Source organism: Pseudomonas mandelii, from assembly GCF_024138395.1.
GTDB classification, from domain to species: domain Bacteria; phylum Pseudomonadota; class Gammaproteobacteria; order Pseudomonadales; family Pseudomonadaceae; genus Aquipseudomonas; species Aquipseudomonas mandelii_E.
This window is the reverse complement of the sequence record NZ_JAMYDU010000009.1, coordinates 52,664-70,732: the sequence shown is the minus strand read 5'-3', so window position 1 is coordinate 70,732 and position 18,069 is coordinate 52,664. Positions and strand designations below refer to the sequence as shown.

The window sequence follows — 18,069 nt, the reverse complement described above, 5'->3', positions numbered from 1 at the left end:
TAATCAACGGAGACGACACCATGATCACGTCCCGACTGACCGCCCTCGCTCTCACCGCATTACTCACCTCTGTCGCGTTCGCCGCGACCAGCCCTTCCGGGACCGACCCGACCGATCCAATTGAAAGGCCCGAATCTGCGGCCACCCAAGGCATCGACAGCGGTCGCTCTCCTTCTCCGACGGCCACAGACCCACGGATTTATCATGACGACGCGAGCGGTCAGGGCGGGATGAATACACCCGGCCCCCAAACCCCCGACAACGCCGGAACCGGCGTCGGCTCGAAAACCACCACCGGTGGCTCGGGCTCCGAAGGCCGTAGCGCCAATCAATAAGTTCGCCGATGCGAGCGACATGCAATACCTATCAATCCTGACGAAGAGGTAAACATGAACGTCGATAAAAACCTGGAAAAAGAAGTCCTGACCCGCCTGTTGCACGCTCACCCAAGTGGCTTGGGCAAGGAGGTTCTGGACAATTACCGGGGGGAGAAAGTCGTGGCCAGCACCCTCGCCACGCTGCAGGAGCGCGGATTGATCCAGCACGGTCATGTGACCTGCAACGAAGCCGGCGAGCATTCGCTGAACCTGCCGATCAAACTCAGCGCCGCAGGGGTTGAAGCGGCGCGCAAGCTGGATATTTAACCGCGTAGGAGCTGCCGCGGGCTGAGATCTTTTGCCTGTGGATGTTTGAAGAGTTCCTACGGATATACGTCCTGAAACCAGGAGAAATCCCATGCCTCGTGGAAGCAAAGACAAATACACCGCCGAGCAAAAACGCAAGGCCGAACACATCGAAGAAAGCTACGAGCACAAAGGCGTATCGAAAGATGAAGCCGAAGCTCGCGCCTGGGCCACGGTGAACAAGCAGTCCGGTGGCGGCGAACGCGCCGGCGGCTCCGGGCGCAAGAAGCCGGCCAGCGCCAAGTCTGCAGATCGCAAGGAATCATCTCGACGTGCAGTGGCCACTCGTGAAGGCAAGCCACGCAACAGCAAGGCTTCACGCGATACGCAAACGGTGGACAGCCTGATGAAAGAAGCCCGGGCGAAGAAGATTCCGGGGCGCTCGAGCATGCGCAAGCAAGAGTTGATCGAGGCGTTGCGCAAGGCCGGGTAAGGGTTCGGATTTGAGGTGAGTTTGAGGGCCTCTTCGCGAGCAAGCCCGCTCCCACAGGGGGGTATGTCGTTAACAAATCCCCGGTGGGAGCGGGCTTGCCCTAATGCCTGTCAGTTAAGGCGGAATCTGTAGGAGCGAGGCTTGCCCGCGAAGAACGATGACGCGTAATACCTGAAAAACCGCGGTGCATTCTTCGCGGGCAAGCCTCGCTCCTACAGAAATTTCGCTTAACTGACCGGCATTGAGGCTTGCCCGCGATAGCGGTGGATCAAGCGCCGAAAGACTCGCGAATCAACGCATCCACCTCTGCCGCCCCCGGCGAAGTCGCCGGCCCCCAGCGAGTGACCGCCAACGCCGCAGCCGCATTTGCCCGCCGCGCCGCTTCGTCCGCCGATAACCCGTGCGCCAACCCGGCAATAAAAACTCCCGCGTGAGCATCCCCCGCGCCGTTGCTGTCCACCGCCACCACCTTGAAGCCCGGCACATGCCGGTGCTCGCCATGCTGGCTGATCCAGCACCCTTGCGGCCCATCGCGTACCACCATCAACACCTCGGTCGGCAGATGATCAGCCAACCGCTTCAATGCCTCGCCGATGTCCGTCGCCCCGGTAAACCGCAGCGCCTCGACACGGTTGCTGGTCCACAGATCGATGCGCGGCAACAAGGCCTTCATCAGCGATGCGTCCGGCGAATCCACCAACGGCCCCGGATCGAACACCACCTTGATCCCGTCCGGCAAATCCAGCACCCAATCCACCAGCGTCTGAGCCTTTGCGCCATGCAACAGGCTATAGCCACTGACATAGACAAAGTCGCCCGCCTCGGCCGGCACACTTGTCAGGTCTTCGGCGGTCAATTCGCCTTCGGCCCCGATCCAGGAAATGAACGTGCGCTCGGCCGAGGCTTCGGTTAACGCGACGCACAGCCCGGTATCGCGCTCAGTGCTCTGATCGATGCCAATCCGAATGCCTTCAGCCGTCATTGCCTCTCGGGCCAGGTCGCCGAAACGGCCCTTGCCATGACGACCGAGGTAGACCACCGGCAAGCCGTTTCGCCGGGCCGCGGCCATCACATTGAAGCCACCGCCGGCCTCGAAACGGGCGGATTGCGCGAGCACGTCACCGCCCGACTGAGGCAACTTATCCACGGCCATGACCAGGTCGATCATGACCTGGCCGGTGTGTAGCATTTTAGGCATGAGCCGGCTCGATCAACGCGGCGCGGCGGTCCTTGGCACCGCCGAGCAGCCAGTAAATGCCACCGGCCACCAGGAACGTCACGATCCAGCCCAGGCCGTTGTGGCCCAGCCAGGAGTCGGACAGAAAGCCTCGGAACCAGACATCTTGCTCCGTGGTGCCAATGGTGGTGAAACTGAAACCCAACACAATCGCCAGCGCCCATGCACCGAAGGCACGCCACTCGACGCCGCCGCGATACCAGTAGGCGCTGCTCGGAGTGACGTCCAGCAGGTCTTTGGGGCTGTAGTAATGCCGGTGAATCAGGTCGACCACGAAGATCCCGACCCACGCCGTGATCGGCACCGCCAGCAAGGAAATGAAGGTGATGAACGGGCCGTAGAAGCTCTCGGCGATCAGCATGAAGTAGATCGACCCGGCGAAGATAGCAATGATATCGACCACCACCGCGTACACGCGCCTGACCTTCAGGCCGAGGGTCAGCGTGGTCAGACCGGCGGAGTACACCGACAGGTTGTTCGACAGCAGCAGCCCGCCGAATGCGGTGATCAGGTACGGCACGGCCATCCAGCTCGGCAGCATGTCGCGGATCGCGACGATCGGGTCAGTGGCCGAAGCCAGATCATTGTTGCCCACTGACAGCAAACCACCGAGGGTGATCAGCAGCACCAGCGGAATCCCCGCACCGAACGCCGCCGATGCCACCAAACGCACAGCTTTGACACTGCGGTGCTGGTAGCGCGACATGTCGGCACCGGCGTTGGCCCAACCGATCCCGGTACCGGCGGCCATGGTACCGATGCCGATGATCATCGCGCTCAGCGGCGCTGGCGTCGCATTGAACACGGCGCTCCAGTCGATGGTCGCGCAGAGGAAACCACCGACCAGGATGTTCAACGCACCGAATACGTAGGTCGCCCATCGCTGGATCACCAGCAACGTGGCGTGACCGAGGCCAGACACCGACAACGTCAGCAGCACGAAAATCGCGATAAAAACCAGGGTCAGCAGCGGCGCGCTTTTGGCTTCCACCGGCGAACCGAACAGAATCGAGCACAGTGACAGCAAGACGAATGCTGCGGTGGTGGTATTGACGGTTTCCCAACCCAGTCGCGACATCAGCGAAACCAGCGTCGGGCCGATATTGCCGCGTACGCCAAAGATCGCCCGCGACAGCGTCAGGCTCGGTGCGCGACCGCGACGACCGGCAATGGAGATGATCCCGACCACCGCGAACGAGCCGGCGGCACCGAGGATGGCGACGATGATCGCCTGCCAGATCGCCAGGCCGCGGAAGGCCACCAGCGTGGCGCCCAACGGCAAGCCGAGGATGGATATGTTGGCGGCAAACCAGACCCAGAACAGTTGCAGTGGATGACCGTTGCACTCCCCTTCCGGCACCGGTTCGATACCACGGGTTTCCAATTGCCCGGCACTTTGCCCGGTGTTCGATGAACTCATGAAAACTGCTCCTGTTGCCATTGTTGTGATTGTGGGCAATTCGGAAGTTGACATAACTTTCCGGCGATCCTGTCCATGTTTGTGCGCTCCATTGCGGGTGAAAAATTCTAGTATGCGGCGCGCCTATCGCGAGCAGGCTCGCTCCCATAGGTACGGCGTGCATCTCAAGGTTTGTACTATCCCTGTGGGAGCGGGCTTGCCCGCGATGACGTCAGAACAGTCAACGCAAAGCCAACAGCCCTTGCACCAACGGTTCCAGCTGCAAATCATTTACCGCTTTAACCTGTTCGATCATTCCCACCGGCCAACTCTCAAGCCCCAGACAAGCCCCAAGCATCGCGCCGAGTATCGCCGCCATGGTGTCGGTATCTCCACCCAAACTGGCAGCCATGCACAATGCATCGAAAGCCGTCATCTGCCCGATAGCCACTTGCCGAGCCAGTGCAAACGACACCACCACCGATTCCTGCGAGGCCACCGACGTGCCGATCACCTCGTACAGCAAGTCCGCGAGCAACGCCTTGTCGCTGTCGACGCTGATGCCCCACGCCCAACTGATGCGCGAGGCGATACGTCCGCCAGCGACCCAGTGCCCATGGCTTTCGGCTTGCTGAGCGATCTGCTGGCCGAGGTCCAATGCCTCGCCCAGGTCCATGCCGTTGATCCCGGCAGAAACCACCGCCGCCACTGCCGCCGCGCTGGCAATTCCCAGCGTGGTGTTGTGGGTCACCTGACAGGCTTGCACCACGGCGCGGATGAAACGTTCGGGATCGGCAACATCGGCTGCAATCCCCACCGGCGTGATACGCATGGCCGCGCCATTGGTGGTGCCGTAGCGCCCCGCCTCTTCCAGCGAGTGGCCGGCGAGGATCATCTCGATCGCGCGTTTGGTCGAGGGGCCGAGCAAATCCTGCGAACCCTTGGCTTGCATCCCGGCTTCCCATTCGATCAAGCGCTGGGCCAGCATCGTCGGTTCGATCCAGCCCTCGCCCTCAATCAACAACTGACCGATCAGGATTGCCTGTTCGGTATCGTCAGTGATCGAGCCTTTGGGCATGTTTGCAGCGATCGGTTGATCTGGACCAGCGTCCTGCAGATCGGTGATCTCGCCGAAGCGCGCCTTGATCTCGGCACGACTCAGGGATTGTGTCGGCATGCCCAACGCATCGCCCAGGGCCAGTCCGTAGAACGCGCCGAGGGCACGGTCGAGCGCGGTCATTTTGAAGTTCCAATTTGCAGGTGCAGACGAAAATGCACTGGGTCGAGCAGGCTTTCGACCTGTTCCATGAAGCGGTTCTGGCGGTCGTAAGTGGTGCGCAGGGCCTTGAGGAACACCGTGCCCTCCGGGCGCCCGAGCAATTCGGCGTCTTCGGCATTCAAGGGTTCGGCACCGATCCACTGATCCCCGTGGTCACCGATGTAGCCATAGGCGGCCAACGTGATGGTCAGGGAGTCATCGATCAGACCGACTCGCGGCAGGCCTTCCAAGTCTCCGGTGGCGGGCATCAATGAACGTTCAAGCGACACCAGCGTGCCATCGGTGCCGCGACGGCGACGGTCGAGGGTGATGAACTGATCAGTGCCGAAACGTGGTAGCAGGTCAGGACGGGTGACCGCCTCCAGCCGCAGCACTTCGGTATTAATCAGCGCCCCATTGTCGGCCAGCGCCTGGGCCCAGCCGCTGCGCTGATCGAGCACCACACCGTCGAAGGTGACGATGGACCCCACCCCGCTTTGCGAAGCGATGCACTGGCGCCGTTTCAGTTCGGCCACGGCTTCACGCAGCGTGCCTCGGCTGACCTTGAATGCTTGAGCCAACTGATGTTCGCCCGGCAATACAACGCCGTCCTCCATGAGGCCGTTTTCGATGCGCCGAACGAGCTCGTCGACTACCTGTTGTTTCTTGTCAATTCGTAGCGGTCTGATCATGTACACCTCGGGTGTACCGTCATAGCTGAAACGGGTTGGGGCGAGCAAGGGATATTTTGTGAAAGTGGGTGAAGGATGCCGGTTCAAAATCGACCGCTGCGTGTGCGCGGCACAGATCAACTGTGGGAGGGGGCTTGCTCGCGAAGGCGTCGGCACATCCAGCATCAGCGTGACAGACAGACTGCTTTCGCGGGCAAGCCTCGCTCCTACAGGGACAATCAGCGTTGTTTCAGTCGGTCAATCACCACCGCCAGCAACAAGATCGAACCACGAATCACATACTGATAAAACGTATCGATATTCTTCAGGTTCATCGCATTCTCGATGATCGCCAGAATCAGCACCCCGGCGATCACATGCCGAATCATCCCGATCCCGCCACTCAGCGATACCCCGCCGAGCACGCAAGCCGAGATCACCGTCAACTCGAAACCCTGGCCAATCATCGGCTGACCGGACGTCATGCGCGACGCCAGAATCACCCCGGCCAACGCACCGATCACACCGTGCACGGCGAAGATGATGATCTTGGTCCGATCGACATTTACGCCGGCCAGCAACGCAGCTTCCTGGTTGCCGCCGATGGCCATGGTGTTGCGGCCGTAGGTGGTGTAATTCAGCAACCAGCCGAAAAATAGGAAGCAAACAATGGTGATCAGAATCGGCACCGGCACACCGAACAACTGGCCGTTACCGAACACGAAGAATTGCTCCTGAGAAACGCCCACCGCTTTGCCGTTGGCAAAGATGTAAGCCAGGCCACGCACGATCTGCATGGTCGCCAGCGTGGTGATCAACGCATTGACCCGCAGCTTGGCGATCACAATCCCATTGATCAGCCCGACAATCAGCCCCATCACCAGCGCCGCACTCACGCCGAGAAACACGCTGTCGGTGTCACGCATCACCACCGCCGCGACTACGCCGGCGCAGGCAATCACCGAGCCTACCGACAAGTCGAAATGCCCGGATGCCAGGCAATACAACATGGTGCACGCGGCGATCCCGGTAGTGGAAATCGCCAGGCCAAGACCGCGCATGTTCAGCGGCGACAGGAAGTTATCGATCAGCAAGGTGCAGAGCACAAAGATCCCGACGGCCGCCAGCAGCATCACCCAGTCATCGAGAAAGCGCCGCAAGTCCAGCGGTTTGCGCGGGGTTGGCAAAGCGTTGTTTTGGATGGTCATAGTCACCTCTCAGTTCGCCACGTCGGCAGCGCGTTGGCGTGGCAACGCCAGTTGCAGCAGGTTGGATTCATTGGCTTGTTCGCGGGTCAGTTCGCCGCGCATCGCGCCTTCGCAAAGCACCAGGATGCGGTCGGAAATGCCCATGACCTCCATCAGGTCGCTGGACACCACAATTACCGCGATGCCGCTGGCGGCCAGGTTATGGATGATCTGGTAGATCTCGGCTTTTGCTCCGATGTCGATGCCGCGAGTGGGCTCGTCGAGCAGCAGGACTTTCATCGGCATCGACAGCCAGCGACCGAGAATCGCCTTCTGCTGATTGCCGCCAGACAGGTACATGATTTTCTGCGCCGCGTTGGGCGTCTTCACCTTCAGCGCCTTGATCTGCTTGTCGGCATTGTCCTTTTCCCACAGGCCGCGCAACAGGCAGCCGAAGGTGGAATGGGCGCCACGAGCGCTGATGTTGATGTTCTCGGCGACGCTGGCGAGCGGCAGGATGCCCTCCTTCTTGCGGTCCTCGGGACACAACAGAATCCCCGCCGCAATGGCATCGCGCGGCGAACGCAGTTTCAGTTCATGACCGCGCAACTCCAGGCGCCCGGCGGTGTTGCGCGTCAGCCCGCTGAGCATCCGGAACAGCTCGGTGCGCCCGGCGCCGACCAGGCCGAACAGCCCGAGGACTTCACCCTTGTGCACCTCGAAACTCACCGGCTCACGCAAGCCGGGCCCCAGCAATTTGTCGACCTTGAGCGCCACTGCGCCACGCGGACGACTGCGATAATCGTAGATATCCTGAATGTCGCGACCGACCATGCACGTCACTAATTGGTCATGGGTCAGCGCGCTCATGTCCTCGAAGGTGCGCACGAAGCGACCGTCCTTGAACACCGTCACCGCGTTGCAGATGCGGAAGACTTCTTCCATGCGATGGGAGACGTAGAGCACCACTTTGCCTTCGTCGCGCAGGCGCCCGATGATCGCCATCAAGCGATCGATTTCCCGTGCCGACAGGCTGCTAGTGGGTTCGTCGAATGCAATCACATGCGCGCCACGGGACAACGCCTTGGCGATTTCCACCAGTTGCCGCTGGCCGAGGGACAGGCGCCCGACTTTCTCTTGCGGGTCGATTTCATCGGCCAGGCCTTTCAGGCAGGCCAATGCCTGTTGCCGCAAAACGCCGCGATTGATCAGGCCGAAACTCGCCGGCAGATGCCCGAGAAACAGGTTCTCGGCGACGGTCATTTCCGGCACCAGGTGCAGCTCCTGATGGATCACCGCGACCCCGCTGCCAATGCTGTCGGCGGTGGACTTGAAGACCCTCGTCTGCTCGCCGATCTGCAGATCGCCGCTGCTCGGCGTGTAAGCGCCGCCAAGGATTTTCAGCAGCGTGGATTTACCGGCGCCGTTCTCGCCCATCAAGGCGTGAACCTGACCCGGATGGGCGACGAAGCTGATGCCGTCCAGCGCCTTCACCCCGGGAAATATCTTGCCGATCCCGTTGAAACGCAGGCTGCCGCCAATGCTCTGTTGGTCTGTCTGTATTTGTGCGTGCATAAACCCACCTCATCACACCGGTCAGGCAGCTCTGTTGCCAGAGCCGCCAATGAAATCAACCTCAGTTCCACAGGCCGATCTTTTCCAGTTCCTGCTTGAAGTTGTCGCGCGTGATCAGCGTAACGTCGTCCATCGCGGTGTATTTCGGGGGTTCTTTGCCGGTGGTGACCCACTCGTACATCATGCTCGCGGTGTTGTAGCCCTCGATGTGCGGGCTCGGCAGCATCGAGCCGAAGAAGCCGCTGTTGGGTTTCTTCAATTCGCCGATGGCATCGGTACCGTTGATGCCGATGCCGATCACGTTGGCCGCGGCAAAACCGGCGCTTTCGGTGGCGCGCACGCCGCCCAGCACGGTGTTGTCGTTCATGCCGCCGATGATCAGGTTTTTCGCCGCGCCCGGTAGCTTCACCAAGGCCGAGTTGGTGGCGTCCATGCTGCCCGGTACGTCGAGGGTTTTCAGCGCCGAGAAGAGAATGTGGTCTTTCGGCATACCGGAGTCTTCCAGCGCTTTGACAGAACCGTCAGTGCGTTTCTTACCGGTGTCGAGTTCGTTAAAGGTATTGATCACCGCGTAGGTGTCTTTCCAATCCCAGCCGCGTTTTTTCGCTTCGGCGGCCATGGCGGCGCCCTGCTTCTGACCGACTTCGAAGGCTGCCATGCCGAGGTACGGCACGTCCTCCATGAACTTGCCGCCGGCATCGACGAAACGGTCATCGACGGCGATCACTTTCAAACCGTTGAGCTTGGCCTTGGCCATGATTGCCGGGCCAAGGGAGACGTCCGGCGGGCAGATCACGAAGCCCTTGGCACCGTTGGCCGCCAGGCTGTCGATGGCCGAGAGGGTTTTCTCGCCGTCAGGCACGGCGATCTTGATGACGGTGAAGCCCTTGTCCTTGCCGGCCTTTTCGGCGAAGGCCCATTCGGTCTGGAACCAGGGCTCTTCCGCTTGCTTGACCAGAAAACCGATCTTCACTTCCTCGGCCGCCAACAACGTACTGCTCAGGCTGACCGCGGTAACCGCCAAAGCGGCACAGCACAGGGAACGGATCCCACGACGACGTTTCATAAGCTAACTCCTTGTTATTTTTTTTGAGCGTTATTTGAAAGCCTTCAAAGCATGCAGCCAATAGTCATATCGTATGATGATTGGATTCCAGGCGTAGTTTCGCCTATTAAACCCGTGCTGCTCAGTCGTGGTACATCACCGAACGCCCACCATCGATGGTGATGCATGAAGCGTTAATGAACGGCGCTTCATCGCTGGCCAGGAACACGGCGGTCATTGCCACTTCAATCGGTTGACCGATGCGCCGCGGTGGATGCAGGTCGAAGGCCCGCTGACGTTCGGCATGGGGGTCGGCAAAACCGTTCCAGTAATCGACGTTCAGTTGGGTTTCGATATAGCCCGGCGCAATGGCGTTGACGCGAATGCCTTTGGGTGCGTATTCGATGCCCAAGGCGCGGGTCAGTCCGAGCAAGCCATGCTTGGCCACCGGGTACGGGAAGCAGCCGGGAATGATGTGAGTGGAATGGGTGGAGGCAATGTTGATGATGCTGCCGATGCCCTGCTCGATCATTTGCGGCAACACCGCTTTGCAGCCATACCAGGCGCCGTCCAGGTCGATGGCGAAGCAACGATGCCAGTCGTCCTCGGTCATTTGCAGCGGATCGCGGAACACGTTAACCCCGGCGCAGTTGACCAGCACGTCGATCCGGCCGTGAAGTTCGATAGCCAATCTGGCCATGGCGTGCAGGTCGTGCTGGCGCGACACGTCGGCCTTGATCGCTACGACATCCGCGCCTTGTTCACGCCAATGCGCCGCGACTTTTTCGACTTTCTCAGCCTTGATATCACTGATGATCAGCTTGGCCTGCTGAGAGGCGAAGGTTGCGACAATCGCCTCGCCGATACCCTGAGCAGCACCGGTCAACAGCACGACCTTGTTCTTTAGGCGCTCACCCTTGGGTGGTTCGGGCACCGGTGGCAAGGAAAGAGGTTCAGCCATGGATCAACACTCCTGTTCGAAGGCACGACGAAAACCGGACATCTATCGATGTCCGGTCAAAAAGCTGTTGGGAATAGGCAGGCAGGCGCGAAAACGCCCGGGCGCCGAGGCGGCCTGAGGCACTGACTCCGTCAGGGAGTGCGGTGGAATATCGCTGCATCACTTCACCTGTTTTGTTTTTTTAAGTGTGAGTGCGTCTAACCGATGGAGCCGACTATAAACCCGGCCGCCAAATAATCTCAATATATAATTTTACATCCCATATTTAGGGATTTATCCAGCAAAACGTTGACAGGGTTTCCCGCGCACATCCACCCGAATCGATAACAGCGCGCCGTCCAATGGGTGATTGAGCGGGCTTGCGGCGCTGGTGATGTACAGGGTTTTGAAGTCTTCGCCACCGAACACACAACTGGTGGGACGGCTGACCGGCAGTTCGATCACCCGATCCACATGTCCTTCCGGGTTCAGCCTGAGCAGACAACCGCCATTCCAACGGGCATTCCATATGTAGCCTTCGGCATCCATCGCCGAGCCGTCGGGGCCGCCACGTTCGTGGGGGCCAAACCAGACATAGGCGGTGTCCAGGTTGCCGTCGGCATGGATGAAATGCCGATAAAGCGTTTTGTCGAGGCTGTCGGCGAAATACAGGGTTGTGCCGTCGTCGCTCCACAGCAACGTATTGGGAATGCCCAATCCCCGAAGCAGCGGCGTAACCCGAGCCTCGCGGTCGATGCGAAACAGGCCACCGGAGCGGCGCACGACGGGCAAATCTTCGCCCTGTTCGCCGATATTGTTTTGCATAGTGCCCAGCCAGAGCTGACCCTGGGCATCGCAGCGGGCTTCGTTGGGGCGATTGCCGGGTTGCGGATCGGCGACGCAGAACAAGGTCAGTCGAGGTTCAAGGCCTGGGGAATCCAGATCCAGCCGATAAACCCCACTACTCAATGTCACCAGGGCATCGCCGCTTTCGCAGGGGATGAATGCGGACACGTGCTCCGGCATCTGCCAGATTTGCACATTGTCGCCGATCAGCCGGAGCGCTTGTTTACCGGCGATATCTACCCAATACAGCGCTTGGGTCGGAGCATCCCAGAACGGGCATTCGCCGAGTTGCGCACGGTGTCCGGTAACCGCAGTCCACGTCATGAAACCTCCTGTCTTTTGGCTTTTATGTGGGAGCGATCCTGTATAAGTCAAAACGCAGAACCCTGTGGTAGCGTGGCTTGCCCGCGAAAAATGCACCGCGGTTTTTCAGGTATTACGCGTTATCGTTCTTCGCGGGCAAGCCACGCTCCCACAGGATTTTCGTCGCTCAAATTTCTTACTTACCGGCGCCACACAGCCCGTTCCCACCAAGGATGCTTTATTGTCAGCTAGCCTTCTTGTCGGCCATGACCTGGGGGTAGAAGCGTTTGATCGCCAGGTCGGCGTTATCGATTAGGGTCATGCAGGCCCACACACCCCGCGCGGAATCCCGGGCGGCGATGGCGTCGGCCATGTCTTTGTGGATTGGCAAGGTTCGGCGCAGTTCGTCCGGGTCGGCGGCAGACACTTCGAAAGACACTGCCAACAATGCGCCGAGGGCCGGGACCATTTGTTCGATGAATTGATTGTGGCTGGCGGCGAGAATGCACTCGTGGAAGAACTGGTCGGCGCGGTTGTAATCGATGCCGCTGTCCACTGCCCGTTCCAGCGCGTTATAGGCCTGGAGCACGGCTTGAACTTGTTCCACCGTCGCCCGCTCGCAGGCCCAGCGCACCGCCATGGGTTCGATGGTGCGGCGCAGGTCGAGCAAGTCGTCGACGAAGTTTTCCGGCAAGCCGCTGCGCGATAGCCAGCCGACAACTTGCGGATCGAAGAGATTCCAGCGCCGCACTGGTAATACGCGTGTGCCGACCTTCGGTCCGACTTCAAGCATGCCTTTGGCCACCAGGGTTTTGATGGCTTCGCGGATGACCGTACGACTGACACCGAGCTGCTCGCCCAGATCGGCTTCGACCTTGATGGTTTCGCCGGGCTTTACTTGGCCGGCAGCAATCCAGCACCCCAGCCAGTCGACCGTCGACGCATGAAAACTGCTGGACATGGGTACCTCGTCGACCGGTGATTAAAACAAACGACACAAAGCCGTTCGCGATGGATGTCCACGCTAATCATCATATGATTGGGTGTCAATTGGATTTTCAGCTGCCCCGCTAAATATGGACATGGCTGTTCGTCCGAATCCTGCCTGAAGCGCTTTGATTCCATCCACTTTGTAAACTACGGTTAGCCGCAGCAGATCGGGCAGTCGGCGATCTGTTTCCCTTCAAACCCCTATCGATAGGTATGAACATGGACATGGATGCGTCTACGAAATACCCCATTGTGTTGGTTCACGGTCTTTTCGGCTTCGATAGGATCGCCGGTTATCCCTACTTCTTTGAAATCGAGGAAGCCCTGGAACGCGCTGGCGCTCAGGTGTTTGCCGTCAATATTCCAGCCGTCAACGGTAATGAGGAACGCGGAGAAAAACTGCTCGAACACGTCAACCGCATTTTGCTGGAAACAGGAGCCGCCAAGGTCAATCTGATCGGTCATAGCCAAGGTCCCTTGGCCGCACGCTACGTAGCAGCGTTGCACCCGGAAAAGGTTGCGTCGGTCACCTCGGTCAGTTGCCCCAATCACGGCTCGGAGATTGCCGACCAATTGCACAAGGCGCTGACGCCTGGAGAGCTACCCGAAGCGTTCGTACTGGCCCTGTTGGGCGCGGTCGGCACCTTCATTTCGCTGATTAGCGGCCATCCGGAAAACCCGATTGACCCTGAGGCAGCATTCGAATCGCTGACCAGCGCAGGATTGGCCGCCTTCAATCGCAAGTACCCGCAAGGGATACCAAAGGTTTGGGGCGGGGAAGGCAACGAAGTTGAAAACGGCGTGTATTACTACTCCTGGAGCGGGATCGTGCAGAAGTTCCAAAGCCTGCAGCCACTCGACCCGAGTCATTTGAATTGTATCGTGCTATCGAAGCTGTTTTATAAAGAGGAAAACGCCAATGATGGGCTGGTCGGCCGCTACAGCTCGCATCTGGGGAAAGTGATTCGCTCGGATTACCCGATGGACCATTTTGACGCGGTCAATCAGATGGCCGGGATCAACAGCTGGAACGTGAGCCCGGTCAGGCTCTACCTGGAACATGCTGCGCGACTCAAGAGCAAGGGTTTGTAAGCCCATAAAAAAACGGCCCGTTGAAATAACGGGCCGTTTTTTACGGTAAAAGAGCACAGCGCGTTACGGCTCAAGCCCGATAGGGAAAAATTCGCCACCGCTCCACACGCCCAGCCAACGCTGCCCGTCGATTTCACGACTGACCGCCAGCTCCACCAGTTGGTAGAACACATTGCGGTGAATCAGTGCTTCAAGGTTGGTGCGTACATGCACGTACGGCGCAGGCTCCTGAGTGACCGGATCGATCACCACGCGCATAGGGTGCTCGGCGCCGGCCTCAGCCGTTTCATCGACGTTGGTGGTAAAGCGCAAGAGCTGGGCTTCACCCTCGCCTTCGACCTCCACGGCAATCGCCACGAACGGTGCGTCGTCGACCTTGATGCCAACCTTTTCGACCGGGGTAATCAGAAAGTAATCATCGCCGTCGCGGCGAATGATGGTGGAGAACAGTTTGACCATCGGCTTGCGCCCGATCGGTGTGCCCAGGTAATACCAGGTACCGTCGCGGGCGATGCGCATGTCGATGTCGCCGCAGAAGTCGGGGTTCCACAAGTGGACCGGCGGCAAGCCTTTGGTTTTGGGGATTTGCCCCAACAGGTCGTTGGCTTTTTGCGGGCCACTCATGGCGTTCTCCTTTGAATTACTGGTCGCTGAGCCCCAGCAGGCTACGAGCATATTGCTCCAGCGGCGGGCCCAGCAAGTCTTCTGGCTTGTTGTCGTGGAACGTCAGTAAACCGCCACGACTTTTGATACGTGCAGTATCAATCAAATACTGGGTGCTGGTCTCGATCAACATGATTTGAATCACGCCATTATCGATTCCGAGGCGATCCACGTGTTCCTGATCGAGCCATTCGTCCGAGTTGCCGATGCGGTCGTCGGCCTTGGCGAAACGGGTGTAAAGCAGGTAATGCGCGCCGGCGGCACGGGCTTCGCCCATGGCAGTGTCGAGGCCTTCCGGCGCGCGGGCGCGGCGGACCATTGGGAAATATTCGATAAAGCCATTGAAGGCTTCTTCGGCCACCACGTTGGGTCGCGGATAAGCACTGCCCGGCGGCGCGAAGGCACCCTGGGCGATGTAGATGAACGAGTCCGGCTGAATGCGGAAGTTATTCACGCGACGGCTGTCGCTGTGGTCCAGCAGCCCCGCGTCGCTCATGTGGTAGCGAGTCCCTTCGGCCATATCGCTGACATTCATGCAGCCACCAAGCGCCAAAACGGCCAGCAGCAAAACCAGGCTACGCATCCTACCCTCCAGAGGCCGGTGACGGAAAACCGGCGAATGGCCATGGGATGCAGCTTCCGCGCCAGCTCATGAGTGGTTCTTCTTTGTAGCAGCTGCCGAAGGCTGCGTTCGACTGCGCAGCAGTCGTAAAATCAGGCGCTGCGGTTTTTCAGGAAAATCGGGGAAGTGTGAGTGACGACTGCTGCGCAGCCGAACGCAGCCTCGCGGGCTCGGCAGCTGCTACAGGTCGCGTTTAGCCGCCAATAATCTTCATGATGGTCGCGCCACCGGAGAACGCCACTTCCTGCTTATCCCCCAAGGCTTTGACCAGCAGTCGCTGCAACGCCGGCAGCGCCTGATGACGAGGCTTGTCCAGCAGGTCGCCGACGTAGTGACGATTGCTCGACGACAGGCAACCATGCAGCCAACCAGTGGACGACAAACGCAGGCGCGAACAGGTGCGGCAAAACGGAACGCTTTCGTTGGCGATCACGCCGAAGTGGCCCAGCCCTGGAATCTGGTAACGCACCGCCGTGGCATCAACCGGCGCATCGGCCTGAAGGTACTCGTAGCGCTCGCCGATCAGGCTCAGCAACTGCTGAAGGCTGACGAACTGCTGCAGAAAGGCGTTGGAATCGCTGGCCAAGTGACCCATGCGCATCAACTCGATGAAGCGCAACTCGTAGCCGCGCTCCAGGCAGTAGTCGAGCAAGGGCATTACCTGATCGAGGTTCTGCCCGCGCAGCGGCACCATATTGACCTTGATCTTCATGCCAGCCGCGGCGGCCTGGTCCATGCCATCGAGGACGGTCGCCAGATCACCGCCGCGCGCAATGCTGCGAAAAGCGCTGGCATCCAGGGTATCGAGGGAAACATTGATGCGCCGAATGCCGGCATCCACCAGCAACGGCAGTTTCTTCGCCAGTAACTGACCATTGGTGGTCAGGCTGATGTCCGCCAGACCCATCTGCCCGACGGCAGTCATGAAGGCTTCGAGTTTGGGACTGACCAGTGGCTCGCCACCGGTAATGCGCAAACGCTCGATGCCCGCGGCTTCGATCAGATAGGCCACGCCGCGTGCCATAGCCTCCGCCGACAACTCATCCTGCGCAGCCACCAGCCGCTTGCCGTTGGGCACGCAGTAGGTACAAGCGTAGTTACAGGCTGAGGTCAGACTGATCCGCAAATTGCGAAAACGCCTGCCTTGACGGTCAACGATCATGGATCACTCCGGCGAAAGAAGATTCGAACGCGCAAAACTTGACTCACAAATCAAGTTTTAGCAAGCCCTATGCCTGAGTATATTCCTGAGGTACTGCGCCATGTTGCTAAATCATGGCGCAATAAGGCAACTGAATGGTTCAGCTGCTTGGCGTGTCGGTGTCGCGCTTGCGCTTGTTGCCCATGCGCACGCCGATGTCCATCAGGAACTGGAAGAAACCTTCCTGATCTTCCAGCACATTGCTCCAGAATGGCGAGTGATACAGCGCCACGGCGCCGTGCACCAGCGCCCAGGCGGCGCAGTAATGGAAGTAAGGCGGCACGTCTTCGAGCTTGCCTTCGCTGATCCGGCCCTTGATCAGCAGGGTCAGGCGTTCGAAGTTCGAGGCGCGAATCTTGTGCAGTTCCTCGACCATCTCCGGCACCTGGTTGCCCTTGACCACCTTTTCTTCCAGGCGATCGAACAACCGATAGCGTTGCGGATCGCGCATGCGGAATTCGAAGTAGGCCCGGGACAGGGCTTCCTTGTCCTTATCGACATCGGCGGAATGCAAGAGCTCGTTCAAATCGCGCTCGTAATCGAGCATCAGGCGCAGATAGATCTCCGCCTTGGATTTGAAGTGCTTGTAGATCGTGCCTTTGCCGATACCGACGGCATCAGCAATCATCTCGACGGTGACACTGTCTTCACCTTGTTCGAGGAACAGCTTGAGCGCGGTATCGAGAATTTCTTGCTCGCGGCGACGAAACTCACGGACCTTACGAGGTTCTTTATGCATAAGAAAAGGTCTGTAGGGGTCAAAATTCGAAGCCGCGTATTATGCCTAACTTACGCCAAAATGCACGGATCATCCGACCATATATGTGTTTCTTGATGAATTCGCGCCATCTCGCGGGTTGATGAGAACTCAACCGAAGCGCGCGTATTCCAAATTTGTTTAAAAACCCGACCAGCTAAACTGGACTCGGCGCAATACTGATCAATACTTCAACTGTCGGCGAGGCATCTCCCCCAAGTGTCGCGCCGATGAAGGTACCAAAGGATTGTGTGCCTTTGTTTTACTCCTAATGGTCTTAACCCGGATTCACCCCCCAGAACCCGGGTTTTTTTTGCCTGCGATTCAGCGGCCAAAAACCCCACAGGCTGCGATCTTTTCTAACGTTACACTGTTACCCTGACGTGCGCCAACGGGAATAAACGCTTGAAATTCTCGGTGGTCTGCCGGGCAAATCGCTCGTAGGACTCCCCTCGCAACATTGCCAGAAATTCCGCCACTTCACGCACGTACTGCGGCAGGTTCGGTTTGCCGCGATAAGGGATCGGCGCCAGGTACGGCGAGTCGGTTTCCACCAGCAACCGGTCAGCCGGCACCTTGCTGGCCACATCCCGCAGGGCATCGGCATTGCGAAAAGTGACAATACCGGACAAGGAAATGTAATACCCCATGTCCAGCGCAGCCTTGGCCATCTCCCAGTCTTCGGTGAAGCAATGCAGCACGCCCGCCTGAGGCAGTGCCGCCTCGCGTAGCAGCTCAAGGGTATCGGCCCGCGCGCCACGGGTATGGATGATCACCGGCTTGCCGGTCTGTTGCGCCGCTTGCAGGTGCAGACGGAATGACTCCTGCTGCAACGCTGCCGCTTCCGGCTCGTAGTGATAATCCAGACCGGTTTCACCGATCGCCACCACCCGCGGATGATTGAGTTCGCGCAACAGCCAATCCAGCGCCGGAGCGGCACCTGGCTGCACATCGAGTGGATGCACCCCGACCGAACAGTCGACATCGTCGTAACGTTCGGCCAGGGCTTTGACGTCGGCAGCATTATCGGCGCTGACGCCAATGCACAGAAAGTGCCCTACCCCGCGCTCACGGGCCGCATCGAGTGCAGCATCCAGGGAGCCGTCGTGGGCGGTAAGGTCGAGGCGATCAAGGTGGCAATGGGAATCTACGAGCATAAAAGGGCTG

At 59.3% G+C, this 18,069-nt stretch carries 19 protein-coding genes; 4 read left to right on the top strand and 15 right to left on the bottom strand.

Going from position 1 to position 18,069, the window contains the following annotated elements; all coding sequences use genetic code 11:
- Positions 1–20 precede the first annotated feature (20 nt).
- The 3 genes from NHU87_RS15750 to NHU87_RS15740 all read left to right on the top strand — a co-directional run bounded on the left by NHU87_RS15750 (position 21) and on the right by NHU87_RS15740 (position 1,116).
- Positions 21–335, top strand: a complete 315-nt coding sequence (locus NHU87_RS15750) for a hypothetical protein (protein WP_253550315.1) — start codon at positions 21–23, stop codon at positions 333–335.
- A 54-nt stretch (positions 336–389) separates the two neighbouring features.
- Positions 390–644 (top strand): hypothetical protein, encoded by a 255-nt coding sequence (locus NHU87_RS15745; RefSeq protein ID WP_030131987.1) that lies wholly within the window; start codon positions 390–392, stop codon positions 642–644.
- 91 nt (positions 645–735) lie between these two features.
- Positions 736–1,116 (top strand): Rho termination factor N-terminal domain-containing protein, encoded by a 381-nt coding sequence (locus NHU87_RS15740; RefSeq protein WP_038982111.1) that lies wholly within the window; start codon positions 736–738, stop codon positions 1,114–1,116.
- A 268-nt stretch (positions 1,117–1,384) separates the two neighbouring features.
- Here the strand turns inward: NHU87_RS15740 and NHU87_RS15735 are convergent, their stop codons facing one another.
- From NHU87_RS15735 to NHU87_RS15690, 10 genes are all read right to left on the bottom strand, one after another.
- Positions 1,385–2,314: a PfkB family carbohydrate kinase gene (locus tag NHU87_RS15735; RefSeq protein WP_253550312.1), complete on the bottom strand. Its 930-nt coding sequence runs from the start codon at positions 2,312–2,314 to the stop codon at positions 1,385–1,387.
- Positions 2,307–3,773, bottom strand: a complete 1,467-nt coding sequence (locus NHU87_RS15730; RefSeq protein ID WP_253550309.1) for a purine-cytosine permease family protein — start codon at positions 3,771–3,773, stop codon at positions 2,307–2,309. The genes NHU87_RS15735 and NHU87_RS15730 overlap by 8 nt, the downstream gene beginning before the upstream one ends.
- Before the next feature lie 220 nt (positions 3,774–3,993).
- Positions 3,994–4,992 carry an ADP-ribosylglycohydrolase family protein gene (locus NHU87_RS15725; protein ID WP_253550306.1) on the bottom strand — a complete coding sequence of 333 codons (999 nt, stop codon included), beginning with the start codon at positions 4,990–4,992 and terminating at the stop codon, positions 3,994–3,996.
- Positions 4,989–5,702 (bottom strand): GntR family transcriptional regulator, encoded by a 714-nt coding sequence (locus NHU87_RS15720; protein WP_253550287.1) that lies wholly within the window; start codon positions 5,700–5,702, stop codon positions 4,989–4,991. Before NHU87_RS15720 ends, NHU87_RS15725 begins: the two co-directional genes overlap by 4 nt.
- 218 nt (positions 5,703–5,920) lie before the next feature.
- Positions 5,921–6,889, bottom strand: coding sequence for an L-arabinose ABC transporter permease AraH (araH, locus tag NHU87_RS15715; protein ID WP_123357792.1), 969 nt, complete (start codon positions 6,887–6,889; stop codon positions 5,921–5,923).
- Between the two features lie 9 nt (positions 6,890–6,898).
- On the bottom strand, positions 6,899–8,443 hold the full coding sequence (gene araG, locus NHU87_RS15710) for an L-arabinose ABC transporter ATP-binding protein AraG (RefSeq protein ID WP_253550284.1): 1,545 nt from the start codon (positions 8,441–8,443) through the stop codon (positions 6,899–6,901).
- 61 nt (positions 8,444–8,504) lie between these two features.
- Positions 8,505–9,509 carry a substrate-binding domain-containing protein gene (locus NHU87_RS15705; RefSeq protein WP_253550280.1) on the bottom strand — a complete coding sequence of 335 codons (1,005 nt, stop codon included), beginning with the start codon at positions 9,507–9,509 and terminating at the stop codon, positions 8,505–8,507.
- Between the two features lie 121 nt (positions 9,510–9,630).
- Positions 9,631–10,449 carry an SDR family oxidoreductase gene (locus NHU87_RS15700; RefSeq protein ID WP_253550277.1) on the bottom strand — a complete coding sequence of 273 codons (819 nt, stop codon included), beginning with the start codon at positions 10,447–10,449 and terminating at the stop codon, positions 9,631–9,633.
- Positions 10,450–10,722: 273 nt separating this feature from the next.
- Entirely contained in the window at positions 10,723–11,598 is an 876-nt protein-coding gene (locus NHU87_RS15695) for an SMP-30/gluconolactonase/LRE family protein (RefSeq protein WP_253550275.1), read from the bottom strand.
- 223 nt (positions 11,599–11,821) lie between these two features.
- Positions 11,822–12,538 (bottom strand): FadR/GntR family transcriptional regulator, encoded by a 717-nt coding sequence (locus NHU87_RS15690; protein ID WP_038982101.1) that lies wholly within the window; start codon positions 12,536–12,538, stop codon positions 11,822–11,824.
- Positions 12,539–12,786: 248 nt separating this feature from the next.
- Between NHU87_RS15690 and NHU87_RS15685 the strand changes: the two genes are divergently transcribed.
- Positions 12,787–13,659, top strand: coding sequence for an esterase/lipase family protein (locus NHU87_RS15685; protein WP_253550272.1), 873 nt, complete (start codon positions 12,787–12,789; stop codon positions 13,657–13,659).
- A gap of 63 nt (positions 13,660–13,722) precedes the next feature.
- On the opposite strand, the gene NHU87_RS15680 is transcribed toward NHU87_RS15685, so the two are convergent.
- The 5 genes from NHU87_RS15680 to NHU87_RS15660 form a co-directional block, all read right to left on the bottom strand.
- Positions 13,723–14,283: a DUF1285 domain-containing protein gene (locus tag NHU87_RS15680; protein ID WP_253550270.1), complete on the bottom strand. Its 561-nt coding sequence runs from the start codon at positions 14,281–14,283 to the stop codon at positions 13,723–13,725.
- Between the two features lie 16 nt (positions 14,284–14,299).
- Entirely contained in the window at positions 14,300–14,905 is a 606-nt protein-coding gene (locus tag NHU87_RS15675) for a DUF4823 domain-containing protein (protein WP_038982098.1), read from the bottom strand.
- 232 nt (positions 14,906–15,137) lie between these two features.
- Positions 15,138–16,106 (bottom strand): GTP 3',8-cyclase MoaA, encoded by a 969-nt coding sequence (locus NHU87_RS15670; RefSeq protein ID WP_123357798.1) that lies wholly within the window; start codon positions 16,104–16,106, stop codon positions 15,138–15,140.
- 139 nt (positions 16,107–16,245) lie between these two features.
- Entirely contained in the window at positions 16,246–16,884 is a 639-nt protein-coding gene (locus tag NHU87_RS15665) for a TetR/AcrR family transcriptional regulator (protein WP_007942012.1), read from the bottom strand.
- Between the two features lie 383 nt (positions 16,885–17,267).
- Positions 17,268–18,059, bottom strand: a complete 792-nt coding sequence (locus NHU87_RS15660; RefSeq protein WP_253550267.1) for a TatD family hydrolase — start codon at positions 18,057–18,059, stop codon at positions 17,268–17,270.
- Positions 18,060–18,069 lie beyond the last annotated feature (10 nt).

Bases quoted from the DNA above. Each gene is read 5' to 3' on its own strand.
- NHU87_RS15725 (WP_253550306.1), bottom strand. From the start codon at position 4,992: ATGACCGCGCTCGACCGTGCCCTCGGCGCGTTCTACGGACTGGCCCTG.
- NHU87_RS15705 (WP_253550280.1), bottom strand. From the start codon at position 9,509: ATGAAACGTCGTCGTGGGATCCGTTCCCTGTGCTGTGCCGCTTTGGCG.
- araG (WP_253550284.1), bottom strand. From the start codon at position 8,443: ATGCACGCACAAATACAGACAGACCAACAGAGCATTGGCGGCAGCCTG.
- NHU87_RS15735 (WP_253550312.1), bottom strand. From the start codon at position 2,314: ATGCCTAAAATGCTACACACCGGCCAGGTCATGATCGACCTGGTCATG.
- NHU87_RS15675 (WP_038982098.1), bottom strand. From the start codon at position 14,905: ATGCGTAGCCTGGTTTTGCTGCTGGCCGTTTTGGCGCTTGGTGGCTGC.
- NHU87_RS15695 (WP_253550275.1), bottom strand. From the start codon at position 11,598: ATGACGTGGACTGCGGTTACCGGACACCGTGCGCAACTCGGCGAATGC.
- NHU87_RS15720 (WP_253550287.1), bottom strand. From the start codon at position 5,702: ATGATCAGACCGCTACGAATTGACAAGAAACAACAGGTAGTCGACGAG.
- NHU87_RS15665 (WP_007942012.1), bottom strand. From the start codon at position 16,884: ATGCATAAAGAACCTCGTAAGGTCCGTGAGTTTCGTCGCCGCGAGCAA.
- NHU87_RS15690 (WP_038982101.1), bottom strand. From the start codon at position 12,538: ATGTCCAGCAGTTTTCATGCGTCGACGGTCGACTGGCTGGGGTGCTGG.
- NHU87_RS15660 (WP_253550267.1), bottom strand. From the start codon at position 18,059: ATGCTCGTAGATTCCCATTGCCACCTTGATCGCCTCGACCTTACCGCC.
- NHU87_RS15700 (WP_253550277.1), bottom strand. From the start codon at position 10,449: ATGGCTGAACCTCTTTCCTTGCCACCGGTGCCCGAACCACCCAAGGGT.
- NHU87_RS15740 (WP_038982111.1), top strand. From the start codon at position 736: ATGCCTCGTGGAAGCAAAGACAAATACACCGCCGAGCAAAAACGCAAG.
- araH (WP_123357792.1), bottom strand. From the start codon at position 6,889: ATGACCATCCAAAACAACGCTTTGCCAACCCCGCGCAAACCGCTGGAC.
- NHU87_RS15685 (WP_253550272.1), top strand. From the start codon at position 12,787: ATGGACATGGATGCGTCTACGAAATACCCCATTGTGTTGGTTCACGGT.
- NHU87_RS15745 (WP_030131987.1), top strand. From the start codon at position 390: ATGAACGTCGATAAAAACCTGGAAAAAGAAGTCCTGACCCGCCTGTTG.
- NHU87_RS15670 (WP_123357798.1), bottom strand. From the start codon at position 16,106: ATGATCGTTGACCGTCAAGGCAGGCGTTTTCGCAATTTGCGGATCAGT.
- NHU87_RS15730 (WP_253550309.1), bottom strand. From the start codon at position 3,773: ATGAGTTCATCGAACACCGGGCAAAGTGCCGGGCAATTGGAAACCCGT.
- NHU87_RS15680 (WP_253550270.1), bottom strand. From the start codon at position 14,283: ATGAGTGGCCCGCAAAAAGCCAACGACCTGTTGGGGCAAATCCCCAAA.
- NHU87_RS15750 (WP_253550315.1), top strand. From the start codon at position 21: ATGATCACGTCCCGACTGACCGCCCTCGCTCTCACCGCATTACTCACC.